The sequence below is a fragment of the Pseudomonas sp. LW8 genome, from assembly GCF_041956865.1.
Lineage (GTDB): Bacteria > Pseudomonadota > Gammaproteobacteria > Pseudomonadales > Pseudomonadaceae > Aquipseudomonas > Aquipseudomonas siliginis.
This window is the reverse complement of record NZ_CP168138.1, coordinates 1,052,072-1,069,582: the sequence shown is the minus strand read 5'-3', so window position 1 is coordinate 1,069,582 and position 17,511 is coordinate 1,052,072. Positions and strand designations below refer to the sequence as shown.

Sequence of the window (17,511 nt, the reverse complement as noted above, 5' to 3'; positions counted from 1 at the left end):
TGCGGGGGCCTGGATTGCCGATCAACCTGTTCATTTGGGGAAAATCTCCAGCAATCGTGGCGCTATCTTTTCCAGCGGGCGGATTTCCACCGCGGCATCGATTGCCGCGGCAGCCTTGGGCATGCCGTACACCGCACTGCTGTGCTGATCCTGGGCGATGGTCAAATAGCCCTGCTGGCGCATGAGCTTAAGCCCTTGCGCGCCATCGCGCCCCATCCCGGTCAATAAAACCCCGACCGCGTCACCGTTCCAGTAACTGGCAACGCTCTCGAAAAACACGTCGATCGAGGGGCGATAGATCTCGTTGACCGGTTCGGCGGTGTAGGCCAGCGTGCCGTTTTTCAACAGGCGAATATGGTGATTGGTCCCGGCCAGCAGCACCGCGCCACTTTGCGGCGGCTCGCCTTCACGGGCCAGACGCACATCGAGGCCGCTGGCGCTGGCCAGCCATTCGGCCATGCCGGCGGCGAACACCTGATCGACATGCTGCACCAGCACGATCGCGGCGGAAAAATCCTTCGGCAGGCCTTTGAGCAACACTTCCAGCGCCGCCGGCCCACCCGCAGACGAACCGATCGCCACCAGCCGCTGACGTGACGGCGAACTGCGCGGTGAACTCGGCGCCGGGCGCGAGCGCGGCGCCTTGTCGCCGATCAGCCAGCCGATGTTGAGGATCTTGCGCAACAACGGCGCCGCCGCTTCCTGGGCATTGCCGGCGCCGATCGCCGGCGTGTCGACCACGTCCAGCGCGCCGTGGCCCATGGCCTCGAACACGCGGTGCACGTTCTGCTGGCGGTCGACGGTGACGATGACGATCGCGCATGGGGTCTCGGCCATGATCCGCCGCGTGGCTTCGACACCGTCCATGATCGGCATGATCAGGTCCATCAGAATCAGGTCTGGCGTGCACTCGGCGCAGCGTTGCACCGCCTCGGCGCCGTTGCTGGCGACCCAGATCACCTGATGCGCCGGCTCGAAGGCCAGCGCTCGGCGCAGGGCCTCCACCGCCAGGGGCATGTCGTTGACGATTGCGATCCTCATGCCCGCGCTCCCCCGATGAGCTCGACCACTGCATCGAGCAGGGCGTCGTCATGAAAACTGGCTTTGGCCAGATAATAGTCGGCGCCGGCGTCCAGTCCACGGCGGCGGTCTTCTTCGCGATCCTTGTACGACACGACCATCACCGGCAACGATTGCAAACGGTTGTCGCGGCGCAGCAGCGTGACCAGCTCGATGCCGTCCATGCGCGGCATGTCGATGTCGGTGATCAGCAGATCGAAGTTCTCCGAACGCAGCGCATTCCAGCCATCCATGCCGTCCACCGCCACCGCGACGTCATAGCCGCGATTGAGCAGCAGTTTGCGTTGCAGCTCGCGCACGGTCAGCGAATCGTCGACCACCAGCACCCGTTTGCGCGCCGCTTCGGCAGTTTGATTGCCGTGGCGGGCAATGCGCTCCAGGCGCCCGGTATTGAGCAGCTTGTCCACCGAACGCAGCATGTCTTCGACATCGACGATCAGCACCACCGAACCATCATCGAGCAAGGCCCCGGCGGAAATATCCTGAACCTTGCCCAGACGCTCGTCCAGCGGCAACACCACCAGCGTGCGCTCACCCACGAAGCGCTCGACAGCCACCCCATAAATCGCCTCGCGCTCGCGGATCACCACGACTTTCAGGGTAGCGCCATCGTTCTGACTGGCCGGGCGATTGAGCAACTGGCTGGCCGCAACCAGCCCGACATGCTGGCCTTCGTGCCAGAAATGCTGGCGTCCTTCGACCTGCACGATGTCTTCGGGGGCCAGATCGCACATGCGTTCGATGTGCGCCAAGGGGAATGCGTAAGCCTCTTCGCCGACTTCCACCACGAGGCTGCGTACCACCGAAAGCGTCAACGGCACCTCCAGATGGAAACGGCTGCCCTCGCCCGCCGTCTGCTCCAGCACCACGGCCCCACGCAATTGGCGGACCATATGCTGAACAGCGTCCAGGCCGACGCCACGCCCGGACACTTCGGTAACCTTGTCGCGCAGGCTGAATCCCGGCAGAAACAGGAAGGTCAGCAGTTCTTCTTCGCTCAATTGCGCTGCGGTTTCGGCTGGGGATAACTGCCGTTCGACGATGCTGCGGCGGACTTTCTCCAGATCGACGCCACCGCCGTCATCGCTGAGTTCCAGCACCAGCAAACCGGCTTGGTGGGAGGCGCGCAGGCGAATCAGGCCTTCTTCGGGCTTGCCCTTGAGCAAGCGTTGTTCCGGGGTTTCGATGCCGTGATCGACGGCGTTGCGCAGCAGATGAGTCAGCGGTGCTTCAAGCTTTTCCAGCACGTCGCGATCGACCTGGGTTTTCTCACCTTCGATCTCCAGGCGCACTTGTTTGCCGAGGCTGCGACCGAGATCGCGAACCATGCGCGCCTGCCCGCTGAGCACGTCGGCAAACGGGCGCATGCGACAGGCCAGCGCGGTGTCGTAGAGCACTTGTGCACGTTGGCTGGCCTGCCAGGCGAACTCGTCGAGTTCGGCGTTTTTCTCGCTGAGCAATTGCTGCGACTCGGCGAGCAAACGTCGCGCATCTTCCAGTGACTCGAGCGCTTCCAGGCTCAGTGCGTGGTCCTTCAGGTGCACATTGAGATTTTCCAGTGCGCGCAGGCCATTGTTCTGCATGCGCTTGAGGCGCTGCATGGTCGCCAGATGCGGCTTGAGACGCTGGGTTTCCACCAGCGATTTGCTCGACAGATCGAGCAGGCTGTTCAGGCGTTCGGCAGTGACGCGCAAAACGCGCTCGCCGCCTTCGGTGGTGCGTTTGTTTTTGCGCGGGGTCGGTTCGGCGGGCTCGTCGACAATCGGCGCCGACACTATCGGCACTGGCTCGATCTGCAACTCGGCCATCGGTGGCGTGGCAACCACAGCGGCTGGCGCCGAAAGATCGAGCAGACGCCCCATCAGCGTCACGTAGGCTTCAATGTCCGTGGGTTGCGGCGCATTGGCCGGCGTGGCGATGCGCATCAGCAGGTCGGTGCCCTGCAACAACGCGTCGATGTGTTCGGGACGCAGCAACAAACGCCCTTCCTGCGCGCTGACCAGGCAATCCTCCATGACGTGGGCGACGCTGACGCCGCTGTCGATGCCAACAATGCGCGCCGCACCTTTGAGCGAGTGCGCCGCACGCATGCACGACTCCAGCTGATCGGCCTGGGTCGGATTGCGCTCCAGCGCCAACAGCCCGGCGCTGAGCACTTGGGTCTGGGCTTCGGCTTCGAGACTGAACAGCTCGAGCAGAGAGGCGTCGCGCATTTGCTCGGGGGTCATGTCAGGCTCCGGGTCACGGCGGACAACAGCTGTTCTTCATCCAGCCAGCGCAGGCTGCGACCGCGATATTGCAGAACGCCACGGGTGTACTTGGCACTGTTCTGCGCACCGGACTGCGACGCGGCGTCGAGGATGCGCTCGTCGATGGCATGAATGCCGTCCACTTCATCCACCGGCACCACCACCGGCCCGCCGTGCGCGGCGATGATCAGCATGCGCGGCATGATTCGCCCGCCGCTGACCGGCGCAACGCTGGCGCCGAGGTCGAGCAGTTCCACCAGAGACAGGCACGCGACCAGTGCGCCACGGACATTGGCCACGCCGAGCAAGGCCCGCGAGCGCTGGTGCGGCAGCGAGTGAATCGCCTGCAACGGCGCGACTTCGACGAGGCTGCGCGTCGCCAGTCCGAGCCATTCCTCGCCGAGGCGGAACATCAGCAGCGAGCGGGTCTTGACGTCGGTTTCGACCTTGCTGACCACCGCTTCGCGCTGGTCCTGCTGCAACGAATAACGGTCGAGCAGGCATGTGGCGGCGGCGGAATACACCGAGCAGTTGCGGCAATGAATATGCTCTTCCAGCAACGGGCAGGACTTGTCGCCATGAATGCCGATGCGGTTCCAGCAATCGTCGATGGCGCGGGCGTCTTCGTGGGTAACGTTCAAGGTGTCGGACGCGCTCATCGTTTACGCTCACTGTCGGCGGTGCGCCCGCTGCGGGCGGCGCGCTCCTGCAATCGTCGGGCACCCGCCGTATCGCCCTGAGCCTGCAGCAATACGGCCAGGTGCATCAGCGCTTCGGGGTGTTGCGGTTCGAGGTACAACGCTTTGCGGTAATACCCCTGGGCTTCGAGGCTCAGCCCGGCGACATCGCTGAGCAGGCCCAGCCAATAGAACACCTGCGCCACGGGTTCATGGCTGCGCAGATAGTGTTCGCACGCGGCGCGGGCCTCGGCGCTTTTGCCTTCGTTGGCCAGTGCAGCAATCTGCGCCAGCAGTGTTGCGGCGTCCGGGTCGGCAGTTTTTTTCGTCACCGGCAAAGCCGTCACGGCAGCGAACGGCCGATTGCGCACTGGCGCTGGCGGCGGCGCGCTGCGCAGTGGTTGGCTGACCGGCACGGCGACCGGTTTGGGCATCGGCAGCGGTTCGGGGTGCGGCTCGCTATGGCGGCTGAAAGCGAAGGATTGCGGGATGCCGATCGAACGCATGCCCAAACGCCCGAGCAGACTGCCCTCCGCCGGGCCGATAAACAGCACGCCGTCGACGTGGGTCAGGCGCTTGAGCACTTCGAACACCTGCTTTTGCGTCGGCTGGTCGAAATAGATCAGCAGGTTGCGGCAGAACACGAAATCGAAGGCTGGCTCGCTCGCCAACAGCGTCGGATCGAGGACATTGCCGACCTGCCAGCGCACTTGTTCGCGAACGTATTCGTTGACCCGGTGGCCGTCCTGCTCGGCAAAAAAATGTCGGTCGCGGTATTCCAGATCCTGACCGCGAAAGGAGTTCTTGCCATACACCGCACGCCGCGCCTTTTCCACCGAGAGCGGGCTGATGTCCATGCCGTCGACCTTGAATTGATGCGGCTGCAATCCGGCATCAAGCAAGGCCATGGCAATCGAGTAGGGTTCTTCGCCGGTCGAGCACGGCAGGCTCAGAATTCGCAGCGCGCGCATATTATTGAGTTCTTTAAGCCGACCTCGCGCCAGTTTGCCCAGCGTCGCGAAAGATTCCGGATAACGGAAAAACCACGTTTCCGGAACGATCACCGCTTCGATCAGCGCCTGCTGCTCGTCCCGCGAGCCTTGCAACAGCTGCCAGTATTCGTCGGCGTGGGCAGCCTGGGACAGGGTCGTGCGCTGGCGTACGGCACGCTCGATGATCGCCGCGCCCACCGAAGCGACATCGAGGCCGATGCGTTCCTTGAGGAAATCGAAAAAGCGCTGCTCACTGCTCATGGCTGCGCCTCAAGCTGCGCCGGATCACGCGGCGGATCGGGGAACAGCAAACCGCGCACGGCATCATCGAGCAAGTCATCGACCCGCACCCATTGCAGCAATCCCTGCGCATCTTCGCGCACCGGGCCGAGGTACGGCGCCTCGCGGTTGTCGAGGCCGTAGGGCTGGAAATCTTGCGGATGACAGCGCAGCGTGTCGGTGGCCTGCTCGAGAATCAGCCCGAGCCATTGTGCTGATTGCGATTGATCCGGCTGATAATTGACCAGCACCAGCCGCGTGCTGGTGCGCGCCTCGGCGGGCTGGCCAAAAGTCAGCGCACTGAGGTCGATCACCGGCACCACCGCCCCGCGATAGGCGAACACCCCAGCCACCCAGTGCGGCGCCCGGGCAATCGGCTTCAACGGCAGGCGCGGCAGCACTTCGGCCACTTCCGTGGCGCGCAGGGCATAGCGCTCGTTGCCGATGCGAAACAGCAGAAACAGCGCCTGCTTCGCCACTGGCGCGGCGCCACGTTTGGCGATGATTTCGCTCATCAGACTTTGAATCGCGAAACGCCGCTGCGCAGGCCGACGGCCACCTGGCTCAGTTCGTCGATAGCGAAACTGGCCTGACGCAGCGACTCGACGGTCTGGCTGCTGGCATCGCCCAACTGCACCAGCGCATGGTTGATCTGCTCGGCGCCAGTGGCCTGGGCCTGCATCCCTTCGTTGACCATCAGCACGCGCGGCGCCAGCGCCTGCACCTGATGGATGATCTGCGACAGCTGCTCGCCGACCTGCTGCACTTCCGACATGCCGCGGCGCACTTCTTCGGAAAACTTGTCCATGCCCATCACCCCGGCCGACACCGCCGACTGGATCTCGCGAACCATCTGTTCAATGTCGTACGTGGCCACGGCGGTCTGATCGGCCAAACGCCGGACTTCGGTGGCGACTACGGCAAAACCGCGACCGTACTCGCCGGCCTTCTCGGCTTCGATCGCCGCGTTGAGCGACAGCAGGTTGGTCTGGTCAGCCACTTTGACGATGGTCACCACCACCTGATTGATGTTGCCGGCCTTCTCGTTGAGGATCGCCAGTTTGGCGTTGACCAGATCCGCTGCGCCCATGACCGAGTGCATGGTGTCTTCCATGCGCGCCAGGCCTTGCTGGCCGGAGCCGGCGAGCACCGAGGCCTGATCGGCAGCGGTGGACACTTCAGTCATGGTGCGCACCAGATCCCGCGAAGTCGCGGCGATCTCACGGGAGGTTGCGCCGATTTCGGTGGTGGTCGCTGCGGTTTCGGTGGCGGTGGCCTGTTGCTGCTTGGAAGTGGCGGCGATCTCGGTGACCGAGGTGGTCACCTGCACCGAGGAGCGCTGGGCCTGGGATACCAGCGACGTCAGCTCGGTCATCATGTCGTTGAAGCCGGTTTCGACCGCGCCGAACTCGTCCTTGCGATCAAGGTTCAGGCGCGAACTCAGATCGCCGGTGCGCATGATGTCGAGGATGGTCACGATGCGGTTCATCGGCGCCATGATCGCGCGCATCAGCAGCAGACCGCAGAGGCCGGCGGCCAGCACCGCAACCAGCAGGGAAATGACCATGCTGACTTTGGCCGTTGCCACCGCGTCGTCGATATTGGCCATGGCGGTATCAGCGACGACTTTGTTCTCGCCAATGATGTCGTTGAGCTTCATCCGCCCGGTGTACCACGCCGGGGTCAGTTTCTCGTTGAACAGCTTGATGGCATCGGCTTCCAGATTGCGCTTGTGCAGGTCCAGCACGGCATCCTGAATCTGCATGTAGGTATCGTGGTACTTCTCGAACAGGGCGAATTCGGAACGGTCTTCATCGGTGGCCATGGTCTTGCGATAGTTGGCCATCTGCTCTTGCAGACGCGCCTCGAATGCCTTGTAGTCGGCAGCGTCTTCGCTGGAAACGCCCTGGCCTTCCTTGAGGCCGAGCAGCTCTTGCGTCTGCAAATAACTGTCGACCCATGCACCACGAATCATCGAGCTGTAATAGACGCCGGGGATGGCATCGTCGCGCACGCTGTTTTCACTGGCCTCGATTTTCAACAACCGCGAGTAGGACAGCACCACCATCAACAGCATGATGGCGATAATCACCGCAAAGCTCGCCAAAATGCGTTGGCGCAACGTCCAATTCTTCACAGTGAATCCTCGTGCCTGATCGAAATGCGGGGAGTATAGCCGAGGGCGGTGTTTCATTTATAAGACGCTTTCGCTGGCAGTACTGTCCTTGTGGGAGCGAGCCTGCTCGCGAAGGCCACACCGCAGTCCCGGCAAATACCCAACTGCGCAAGAAGTTGCGCAGTTGGTCGTAATATTTCAGGGCCTAAATCCTGCGCAGCCCAAGCGGTGCAAGCCCTGCAGCCAAGTGCGCAAGAAGTTGCGCAGTACTGCGCAACTTCTTGCGCACTTTCTCCCGACTTTCCCGCTGAAAATCGCCCCGAATGATCACCAACTACCGTGGCGCCCCCGCCATCCGGGCACCGCGCAAAACCTGGCACGCTCCTTGATAACTCTCAGCCACCCACCGGGCGATTTCGCCTCCGGGCACCCTAACTTTATCCGCAAGGAGAGCACCCCATGGCAACACCAGCGTACATGTCGGTTACCGGCGAAAAACAAGGCCTGATCACTGCCGGCGCTTTCACCGCCGACTCCGTTGGCAACACCTACCAGGAAGGCCACGAAGACCAGGTCATGGTTCAGGCTTTCACCCACGACGTGATCATCCCGCGTGACCCGCAATCCGGTCAGCCAACCGGTCAGCGCGTACACAAGCCAGTTGTGATCACCAAGGTCTACGACAAGGCTTCGCCACTGCTGCAAGCAGCTCTGACTTCCGGCGAGCGCATGAGCGAAATCGTTATCCAGTGGTACCGCACTTCGGCCCAAGGCACCCAAGAGCACTACTACACCACCAAACTGGAAGACGCGATCATCGTCGCCATCAACAACAAAATGCACAACTGCCAGGATCCAGGCAACGCGCACTTCACCCACCTGGAAGAAGTGCAGTTCACCTACCGCAAAATCACCTGGACCCACGAAGTATCCGGTACTTCGGGTTCCGATGACTGGCGTGCTCCAGTCGTTTAATTACGGCTGACCGTTACACGCATCGGCCAGCTCTGCTGGTCGATGTTGTTTACGCCCCTCCAGAATTTCGCGTACGTTGAGCCGCTTTTTTGCGGCCGTCGACGAGCGCCGCTGTACAGCACGAGGAACAAGGGATGTTCGCGCCGGCCAATGAAACCCACTTTGCCCTGACCATCGAAGGGCTTTCCGCCGACTTTCAGGTGTTTACCCTCACCGGCCGGGAAGCCATCAGCCAGCCTTTTGTCTTTGAGGTGGAGCTGGTCAGTGAGCAGCCGTCGCTGGACCTCGAAACCCTGCTGCACAAACCGGCCTTCCTGCAGCTGTCGCCTGACGGCAGCGGCATCCATGGCCAGATCTACCGCGCCGCGCAAGGTGACTCGGGCAAGCGCCTGACCCGTTATTCGGTGACGCTGCGCCCACAACTGGCTTACCTCGCGCACCGCATCAACCAGCGCATCTTCCAGAACCTCAGCGTGCCGAAAATCATCGGCCAAGTGCTGGAAGAGCACGGCATCCAAGGCAACGCCTACGAATTCAAGACCGGCTCGATCTATCCCGAGCGCATCTACTGCGTGCAATACGACGAGTCGGATCTGCACTTCATCCAGCGCCTGTGCGAGGAAGAAGGCATTCACTTCCACTTCCAGCACAGCGCCAACGCGCACAAGTTGGTGTTCGGCGACGACCAGACGGTGTTCCCGAAGCTCAAGCCGGTGCCCTATCAGCAAGACTCGGGCATGGTCGCCAGCAACCCGGTGATCAAGCGTTTCGACCTGCGCCTGGAAACCCGCACCAGCCGCACCACCCGTCGCGACTACGACTTCGAAAAACCGCGTCTGACCCTGGAAAGCGAAAACCGTGGCGACGCCCTGCCCGACCTCGAAGACTACGATTACCCGGGCCGCTTCATCGACCGCGAGCGCGGCAAGCATCTGGCCAAACGCGCCCTCGAACGCCACCGCAGCGACTTCCAGCTCGCCGAAGGCAAGAGTGATCAGCCACTGCTGGTCAGCGGCCATTTCCTCGCCCTGACCGAACACCCGAAAGCCAAGTGGAACGACCTCTGGCTGCTCACCGAAGTGCTGCATGAAGGCAAGCAGCCGCAGGTGCTCGAAGAGTCGGTGACCAGCGACACCACCGCGCTGAAAGACGATTTCCACCAGGGCTACCGCAACCGCTTCCAGGCCACGCCGTGGGACGTGCCCAATCGCCCGCCGCTACGCCACCCGAAACCGCGCATCCTCGGCAGCCAGAGCGCGGTGGTCACCGGCCCGAAAGGTGAAGAAATCCACTGCGACGAATACGGCCGGGTCAAAGTCCAATTCCACTGGGACCGCGAAGGCCAGGCCGACGACAAGACCAGTTGCTGGCTGCGCATCTCCAGCGCCTGGGCCGGCGCCCAGTACGGCGGCATCGCCATCCCGCGCATTGGCATGGAAGTGCTGGTCACGTTCCTTGAAGGCGACCCCGATCAACCGCTGATCAGCGGCTGCCTGTACCACAAGGAAAACACCGTCCCCTATCCACTGCCGGCAAACAAGACCCGCAGCACCTTCAAGACCCTGAGTTCCATGGGCGGTGGCGGCTACAACGAACTGCGCATCGAAGACAAAAAAGGCCAGGAACAAATCTACCTGCACGCCCAGCGCGACTGGGACGAAAACATCGAGCACGACCAGAAAATCCGCGTCGGCAACGAACGCCACGACACCGTCGAAAAGAACAGCTACACCGAGTTCAAGGCCGAAGAACACCACACCGTCTACGCCGACCGCAAAGTCGAAACCCGCGCCAACGACCACCTCACCGTCGGCGTGAACCAGCACATCAAGATCGGCACCGGCCAGTTCATCGACGCCGGGCAAGAAATCCATCTGAGCAGCGGCATGAAAGTGGTGATGGAAGCCGGTGCGGAGCTGACCCTGGTCGGCGGCGGCAGCTTCATCAAGATCGACGCTGGTGGCGTGACCATGAGTGGGCCGGTGATCAACATGAACTCCGGCGGCAGCCCCGGCGTTGGTACGGGCGCCGCGCCATTGATGCCCGGCGTGCTGAAACAGGCGGATGCCGACAAGGCTGGCCAAGTCCTGACCCCGGCGCAGATCAACACCCTAAAACGTAACGCGCCGTTCTGTGAAGAATGCGAAAAATGCAAGGCAGGTGCCTGTGCCATCTGAACGAATTTCCCCCAAGGACTGGCTGGCGCAACAGCCGCTGCAAAGCGGCGAGCGCCTGTACCTGATCATCAGCGCCGCCAGCGACGCAGACGCCCTGAAAACCCTGTACCTCACCGAACCCACCGCCCAGCTCATCCCGATCTGGGGCGGCACGCCCTACTCCACCTGGCAACCGGTGATGCCCTACCTCACCGAACTCAAAGCCAACTCCGCCTTCCTGCCATGGATCGCCGAAACCGACGCCCTCGACTGGGGCTGGCTGGCGGTGTCGCGTTCAGAACCGAACGAAGTGTTCGAACACCTGCGCAGCCTGACGCAGGTGAAGATGCCGGACGGGACCGAGGTGTTTTTCCGGTTTTGGGATGGGCGGCATATTTATCCGATTCTGCGGGGGCTTGGGGAGAAGGCTGGAGAAGTGCTGCCGGTGTTTGAGCGGTATCTGATTAATGGGCAGGCGCTGGAAGTGGGCGCGCGGGTGGTGCCGAAGGTCAAGGACTGGCCGTGGTGGGAGGTGCCGAAGGGGTTGTTGGAGGGGTTGAGCAAGGACAATCCGGCGACGCTGGTCAGCAACCTGATGCAATGGCTGGAAGAAGACCGCCCGGACCTCTACACCGCATGGCCCGAGAACAATCTGAAGCTGAAAATCACCCGCTTCGTGCGCCGCCCGGATGCGCCGCAAAATCTTAAAGAAGCATTGATAAACCACCTGATTCTGGAGCAAGGCTGATGGATCGCGTTGCCTTTGTTGACAACCAACTGAACACCTTCAAGGACAGTCTGAAGCTGTATCAGGAACAAACCAAAACCTGGTATGCACAGGCCCTCGACAAGGGTAGCCGTGCCGCTGACATGCCGTCTTTGCTGGGTATGGAGCGTGTCATCAAGGTGGGCAACACCAGTAAAGCGGTGAGCATGACCGACGGTAACTTCACCTCGAACGTAGCTCAATGTCCGCTCAAGGGTCCGTTGCTGATCGAAAGCAAATTCGAATCGGTTTACGACATTCCCGTCGGCGATATCGAAGTCGAAATCGTGGCCGTGGACGGTGGTGCTGTCAGCAAGGTAAAACTCGACGCCCAAGGCAAAGCCGCATGGACCGGCGGTGTGCCCGGCAAGTTCTACACGATTCGCGTCCATAACGAAGTGACCCCGGCGCAGATCGACGCCCTCTTCAGTTCTTACAGCGGCGTGACTGCGGACCTTGAAGGTTTCCTGCGCAAGGAATGGGCCGGCTTCAAACCGCAATGGTCGAATCTTTCGACCTCCGGCACAGCCATGGCCATCGGCAACGGCATTCTTGAAGGTGGCTGGGAAGCGATCAAGGGCGTATGGGACGGCATCAGTCTCGTGCTCGATATCCTCCAGGATCCGAAGAAATTCGCCAAGGATCTCGGCGCTGGCGCAGACGAGCTGATCAAAGTCGCTAAAAGCTCGCCGGACATCATGAAAAAAGCCATGTTGCTGGCCAGTGATGAAGCGGCCTTGTTTTTGCTGGTGCGCAGCGCGGTGATCTGGCTGGCGGGCTTGCCGCCGATGAAAATGGCAGGCGATGTAGCGAAGATGACCACGGCAATTGTGGTTGGCATTGCGATCGACATCGTGATCGGCGTGGTACTGACCATCGCGGCAGAAGGTACCGGCGTCATCTACCTTGCGGCCCGACTGAAGAAGTACGGAGAGCTTGTCATCAAGGCTGTGATCGGCTTCGTGAAGTCGGTGTTCAAGATCATCAACGGCTTTATGGAGTATGTCGCCAAGTACACCGCAGTGGCGGCCCGAGGGGTGACCGCGAAGGTCAGGAACGGGATTTCCGAGTTGCGTTTTGATGGGAAGAAAAACGCCAGACTTGCTGACGGTAAAGTCGCTGATGACGTATCGAACCAGGCGACGAATCCCGCCGAAAAGAGCGCAGAACCTGCTGCAAAGACTTGCACTAACGGGTGCCCTGTTTCGATGGTCACTGGCGAAGAGTTATTGACGTTAACTGACGGCCAACTCGACGGCCTGCTGCCATTCGAATGGACCCGTCTCTATCGCACCAGCGCTGTGGAAATCGACTGCGGTCTCGGCTATGGCTGGAGCCACGCGCTCGCCCACCGCATCGAGATCAATGGCGATGAAGTCATCTGGACCGATCAGGAAAACCGCTCCACCGTTTTCCCACTTCCGAGCGAGCAGCGTCCCGCCATCACCAACAGCCTATCGCACGCGGCCATTTTTCTAGGTGACGATCCATCCGAGCTGATTCTCGCGCAGGCTGGCAAGCGACCATCGTTCTATCACTTCCGCTTCGACAGCAAAGGCGCGACCCTGATCGCCATCAGCGATAGCTATGGCAACCGCTTGCACGTTACTCGCGACATCCATGGGCGCATCAAACGTCTCGACAACGGTGCCGGCCGCGCCCTGCTTCTGCGCTACGACCGCAAGCACATCATCGCCGTCGATTATCAGCAGTTTCTGCCCGCCGATAATCTGGAAGACGTCTGGAATACCGTGCAGACGTTGGTCACCTATAGCTACGACGCGCAACATCGCCTGATCGAGGCGAAAAACGCGGCGGGCGAAGCCGAGCGTTATCGCTACAACGAGCAGCACGTCATTCTCGAGCGGCAATTGGCAGGCGGCGCGGCGTTCTATTGGGAATGGGAAAACGAAGGCAAACTGTCTCGCTGCACTCGTCACTGGGCCAACTTTTCGCAGATGGAAGCGCAGTACGTCTGGGACGACAAAGGCAGCGTCACCGTAACCAACGCCGATGGCAGCGAAGAGGTCTATACCCACGACGATCAGGCCCGATTGATCAGCAAGATCGATCCGGATGGTGCCGAGCATCTCAAGGCCTACAACGACAAAGGCCAATTGATCGCCGAAAAGGATCCGCTGGGCGCAGTCACTGAATATCGCTATGACGATAATGGTTTGATGACCGCGGTCATCCCGCCGGAAGACGAAGCCACCACTTACGAGTACATCAATGGTTTCGTCAGCGACGTTCGTCGCGGCAAAGCCAGTTGGAAGTATCAACGCAACCGACAAGGTGATGTCACTGCGCAGATTGACCCGGACGGCAATGCCAGCCATTACAGCTATGACCCGCAGGGTCGTCTGTTGGAAATCCGTCACCCGGACGGCAGCCGTCATCAACTCGGTTGGAACAATCTCGGTCAACTGCTTGAAGAACGTCTTCCCGACGGCGGTCAGCGCAAGTACCGTTACGATGCACTAGGCAGGCAGATCACTCGCCAGGAAGAGTCCGGCGCGATCACTCATTACCAATGGGATGCTGCCAATCGCCTTGCCCAAGTTACGCTGCCCGGCGGCGCCACTCGCGCATTCAGCTACAACGCCTACGGCAATGTCACTGCTGAACGTGACGAACTTGGCCGTATCACCCGCTATGAATATGCCGACAATCTTCACCTCGTCAGCCGCCGAATCAATCCCGACGGCAGCCAACTGCGCTACCGCTACGACAACTCGCGTCTGTTGCTCACTGAAATTGAAAACGAGCGCGGCGAGCACTATCACCTTGATTACTACGCCAACGGCCTGATTCAACAGGAAACCGGCTTCGATGGTCGTCGGACTGGCTACGAGTACGACCTCAACGGCCAACTGCTGAAGAAAACCGAGTTCGGCGACGACGGCAGCGAACTGGTCACCGAATATCAGCGTGATGCCGCAGGCCGGTTGCTTGTAAAAACGCTGCCCGACGGCGAAGAGATTCACTACAGCTACGACGCGCTTGGCCGCCTCGTTAACGTTGACGACGGCCACTGGCCGCTCGCCTACAAATACGACCTGCAAGACCGACTCATCGAGGAGCACCAAGGCTGGGGCACTCTGCGCTACGAATACGATAGCGTCGGCCAGCTCAAGCACTGCCGCTTGCCCGATGGCAGCAAACTCGATTACCGCCACCAGCCTGGCGGGCAACTCACCAGCATCGACCTCAACGGTTCTCGCCTGACCTCTCATCAGTTCAACGCTGGTCGAGAGCAACAGCGCCAACAAGGTCTGCTGCTTAGCCAATACCAATACGATGAACAGGGACGTCTGCAAGCGCACAGCGTTAGCCAACGGGACAAGCACCTGTTCCAGCGTCGCTACAACTACGACGCCAACGGCAACCTCGCCGGAATCGACGACAGCCGCAAAGGCAACCGCAGCTATCACTACGACCCGCTGGATCGCCTGATCAGCGTGCGCGGCGCCATGCCAGAGAGCTTCGCCCACGACCCGGCGGGCAACCTGCTCGGACAAAATGACCTGCCCGTTGCGAATCTCGCCAACGTTAAAGGCAATCGCCTGCTCATGCAAGGCGACCGCCACTACGATTACGACGCCTATGGCAACCTAGTCCGCGAGAGTCGAGGAACAGGCCAAAAACTTGTCACCGAATACCGCTACGACTGCCAGCACCGCCTGATCGGCGTCAGCCTGCCGGGTGGCAGCACTGCAACCTACAAATACGACGCCTTTGGCCGCCGCATTGAAAAGTCAGTCGACGGTCACACCACCGAGTTTCTGTGGCAAGGCGAACGCCTCATCGCTGAAAGCGCCGAGAACCGCTACCGCAGTTACATCTACGAACCGGGCACCTTCCGCCCGTTGGCAATGCTCGACGGCGAAGGCCCGCTAAAAGCGGCCCCGTTCTATTACCAACTCGACCACCTCGGCACCCCTCAAGAACTGACCGACTACAGCGGCGAAATCATGTGGTCGGCAAAATACCGCGCCTACGGCAACCTCGCGGCGCTGGATGTGAGCGAAATCGATAACCCGTTACGCTTCCAAGGTCAGTATTTCGACGCCGAGACAGGGTTACATTACAACCGCCACCGCTACTACAATCCGGGGACTGGACGGTTTTTGACGCCGGATCCGATCAAGCTTGCGGGTGGGTTGAATAGCTACCAGTACGTGACCAATCCTACGGGGTGGGTGGATCCTCTAGGATTGAATACATGTCCCGGAGCCGGAGATAAAGATTCATCAGGTAACCGAACTGACCAAGAAGAAAAAAAATCGAAAGTTGATGACGGCAGCCCCGAAGCGCCCTATACCGGACCGATCCCCAAGGCAATGCAGAACAAAATACTGTATGGCACACGGAGCCCCGGCCATAACAAACCAGTAGGCGGTCATTCGGCGCAGGTTATGAACTCTCCAAAATATCAGTACGATATTGTCAGCACTAACAAGGACGGAACTACCAGCGTTAAAAATTTTAAAATGATTTTAGAGCGTAAGGATGGAACCATCGGCTGGTCTGCAGCAAAGTCTCCAAATAGACATACATTTGCGCCGAAATCTTGGAGTGACGCGAAAATCTTGAGAGTTACTGATGAGGTAGCAGCAGAGCCAGGCAGAGTGTTACGGAACGATCCAGGCGCGGTAGTGACCGAACACACCAAAATCGTGGACGGAGTTCAATGGCAGGTTATTAAAGAAAACGATGTCATCACTTCTTCATACCCTACGGGAGCAACACCATGACGACTGGCAATGAAGAAAATCTATATAAAAAGCTCTGCTCATGGATAGGTGAATCTGAAGATTCACCATGGACTGAATACAGCACCGAGCTAGTTGCTAAAACGGTACTCATAGACTTCAGTGATAAGGACTGGGAAGTCCTAAAAAAAGCAATACTCAAAATGCCGGAATTTTGGCAACAAAGATGCGCCGTTTCACTTGGAGAAAATCGTACCACCCAAGCCATAGAAATTTTAAAGACTCTACTTTCAAAATCGGGATATAAAGACGTTAAAATTATTTCTATTTACGAGCTCGACTGGGCCGAAGTACCGATTGAAAAAAAATACTCTCACCATGTAAAGCAGATAATAGATACCACACCAAAAAGTGAAATAGAACCAGAAATATATAGTTTACTTGCGAAAGCAGAATCATCAGAAATATAATAGCTAAGCCCACCAAATCTTGTATAAGCGAACTTTTAAAATATTACCGACAAACGCCCAACGCCACTTACCAAAAAGGCGCCAATAAAGAACCAACAATTAATTAAGACAGCCTATAATCAATCGGCAATCAAAAAAACAAAATGAATATCTACATTGACATTACAGATATTTTGGTGCAATCGATTACGACAATGCAGGCGGAATTATATCCTACATGAATATCCCTCCCACTGAAAACATAAAGGAAAAATTCCAAGTAGAAATCTTCAATTTTGTTCTCAACCTATTAGATTAGCAATAACGTCTTCAATAGAAAGCCAAGACTTAAACTTTCTAGAAAACATGGACGAGGATGGCTTCCTAATAATCAAAAAAGCAGCCGTTACATTTGAAAAAATAAAAGGTCACGAAAAACTGGTAAGAGTCTTAGATCAAGGGAAAGACTACTTATTACATGAAATTTACAGACCCAAACTGGAAAATAAAGACAAGATCTATGACATTGGAGGTAGATCATTCACATCACCTCAACTCCTAATCAATCTTGCGATTATTTCACCCCAAAAGATAACTCTTGACTTCTCCGCTTCCGATCATGTCTACATAGCAACATACCATAAACTTCGAAACGTGGCAGAAACTCTAAATTTACAGGCGAAACGCACGCAACCGCCAATTGAAGGAATATTCGAAGTGAATTACAGCAACATGCATACCATAAGCGTCTTTGATGCCGGCTATCGATTTTTCAAAACATAGGAAGTGTCGACACAAGATTTTCGATGCTTGCCCTTTCTCAGTGCAGCTTTTTTACAAATGAAACGCCGCGAGTCACCTGGCACATCTAATCTGCTCAGCGTACCACGCGCGCGTATACTAACAACTGACGATCGCGTAACTCCCGAATAGAGCGAACTCGGCAGTACTACCCGCTACGAATGCACCGACAACCTGGACGTGAACAGCAAAAATCACGACGAGCACAACTACTGGCCTGGAACAAATAATAGACATCGGATGGCATCTATTATTT

12 protein-coding genes are annotated in these 17,511 nt (G+C 58.8%); 6 read left to right on the top strand and 6 right to left on the bottom strand.

Annotated elements, in window-relative coordinates:
- Positions 1 to 30: 30 nt before the first annotated feature.
- Genes AB9L16_RS04785 through AB9L16_RS04760 form a run of 6 tightly spaced genes read right to left on the bottom strand, consistent with a single transcriptional unit; the run spans position 31 to position 7,414 of the window.
- Positions 31 to 1,041 carry a chemotaxis response regulator protein-glutamate methylesterase gene (locus tag AB9L16_RS04785; protein ID WP_095180462.1) on the bottom strand — a complete coding sequence of 337 codons (1,011 nt, stop codon included), beginning with the start codon at positions 1,039 to 1,041 and terminating at the stop codon, positions 31 to 33.
- Positions 1,038 to 3,308: a hybrid sensor histidine kinase/response regulator gene (locus AB9L16_RS04780; protein WP_375123180.1), complete on the bottom strand. Its 2,271-nt coding sequence runs from the start codon at positions 3,306 to 3,308 to the stop codon at positions 1,038 to 1,040. The genes AB9L16_RS04785 and AB9L16_RS04780 overlap by 4 nt, the downstream gene beginning before the upstream one ends.
- Positions 3,305 to 3,988 (bottom strand): chemotaxis protein CheW, encoded by a 684-nt coding sequence (locus AB9L16_RS04775; protein WP_056783150.1) that lies wholly within the window; start codon positions 3,986 to 3,988, stop codon positions 3,305 to 3,307. Before AB9L16_RS04775 ends, AB9L16_RS04780 begins: the two co-directional genes overlap by 4 nt.
- Positions 3,985 to 5,259: a CheR family methyltransferase gene (locus AB9L16_RS04770; protein ID WP_256810801.1), complete on the bottom strand. Its 1,275-nt coding sequence runs from the start codon at positions 5,257 to 5,259 to the stop codon at positions 3,985 to 3,987. Before AB9L16_RS04770 ends, AB9L16_RS04775 begins: the two co-directional genes overlap by 4 nt.
- Entirely contained in the window at positions 5,256 to 5,792 is a 537-nt protein-coding gene (locus AB9L16_RS04765) for a chemotaxis protein CheW (protein WP_056783146.1), read from the bottom strand. The genes AB9L16_RS04770 and AB9L16_RS04765 overlap by 4 nt, the downstream gene beginning before the upstream one ends.
- Positions 5,792 to 7,414, bottom strand: a complete 1,623-nt coding sequence (locus AB9L16_RS04760; protein ID WP_056783144.1) for a methyl-accepting chemotaxis protein — start codon at positions 7,412 to 7,414, stop codon at positions 5,792 to 5,794. Before AB9L16_RS04760 ends, AB9L16_RS04765 begins: the two co-directional genes overlap by 1 nt.
- A gap of 438 nt (positions 7,415 to 7,852) precedes the next feature.
- Here AB9L16_RS04760 and AB9L16_RS04755 point away from each other — a divergent pair, with 438 nt between their 5' ends.
- The 6 genes from AB9L16_RS04755 to AB9L16_RS04730 all read left to right on the top strand — a co-directional run bounded on the left by AB9L16_RS04755 (position 7,853) and on the right by AB9L16_RS04730 (position 17,237).
- The gene (locus tag AB9L16_RS04755) at positions 7,853 to 8,368 is read left to right on the top strand and encodes an Hcp family type VI secretion system effector (RefSeq protein WP_007949952.1); all 516 of its coding nucleotides are present in this window, start codon (positions 7,853 to 7,855) and stop codon (positions 8,366 to 8,368) included.
- Between the two features lie 134 nt (positions 8,369 to 8,502).
- Complete coding sequence (gene tssI, locus AB9L16_RS04750) at positions 8,503 to 10,545, top strand: type VI secretion system tip protein TssI/VgrG (protein WP_375123179.1); 2,043 nt, start codon at positions 8,503 to 8,505, stop codon at positions 10,543 to 10,545.
- The gene (locus AB9L16_RS04745; RefSeq protein ID WP_375123178.1) at positions 10,535 to 11,272 is read left to right on the top strand and encodes a DUF4123 domain-containing protein; all 738 of its coding nucleotides are present in this window, start codon (positions 10,535 to 10,537) and stop codon (positions 11,270 to 11,272) included. The genes tssI and AB9L16_RS04745 overlap by 11 nt, the downstream gene beginning before the upstream one ends.
- Positions 11,272 to 16,047, top strand: a complete 4,776-nt coding sequence (locus tag AB9L16_RS04740; RefSeq protein ID WP_375123177.1) for an RHS repeat-associated core domain-containing protein — start codon at positions 11,272 to 11,274, stop codon at positions 16,045 to 16,047. The genes AB9L16_RS04745 and AB9L16_RS04740 overlap by 1 nt, the downstream gene beginning before the upstream one ends.
- Positions 16,044 to 16,475, top strand: a complete 432-nt coding sequence (locus tag AB9L16_RS04735; protein ID WP_252887377.1) for a HEAT repeat domain-containing protein — start codon at positions 16,044 to 16,046, stop codon at positions 16,473 to 16,475. The genes AB9L16_RS04740 and AB9L16_RS04735 overlap by 4 nt, the downstream gene beginning before the upstream one ends.
- 345 nt (positions 16,476 to 16,820) lie before the next feature.
- Entirely contained in the window at positions 16,821 to 17,237 is a 417-nt protein-coding gene (locus tag AB9L16_RS04730) for a hypothetical protein (RefSeq protein ID WP_375123176.1), read from the top strand.
- Positions 17,238 to 17,511: the final 274 nt, after the last annotated feature.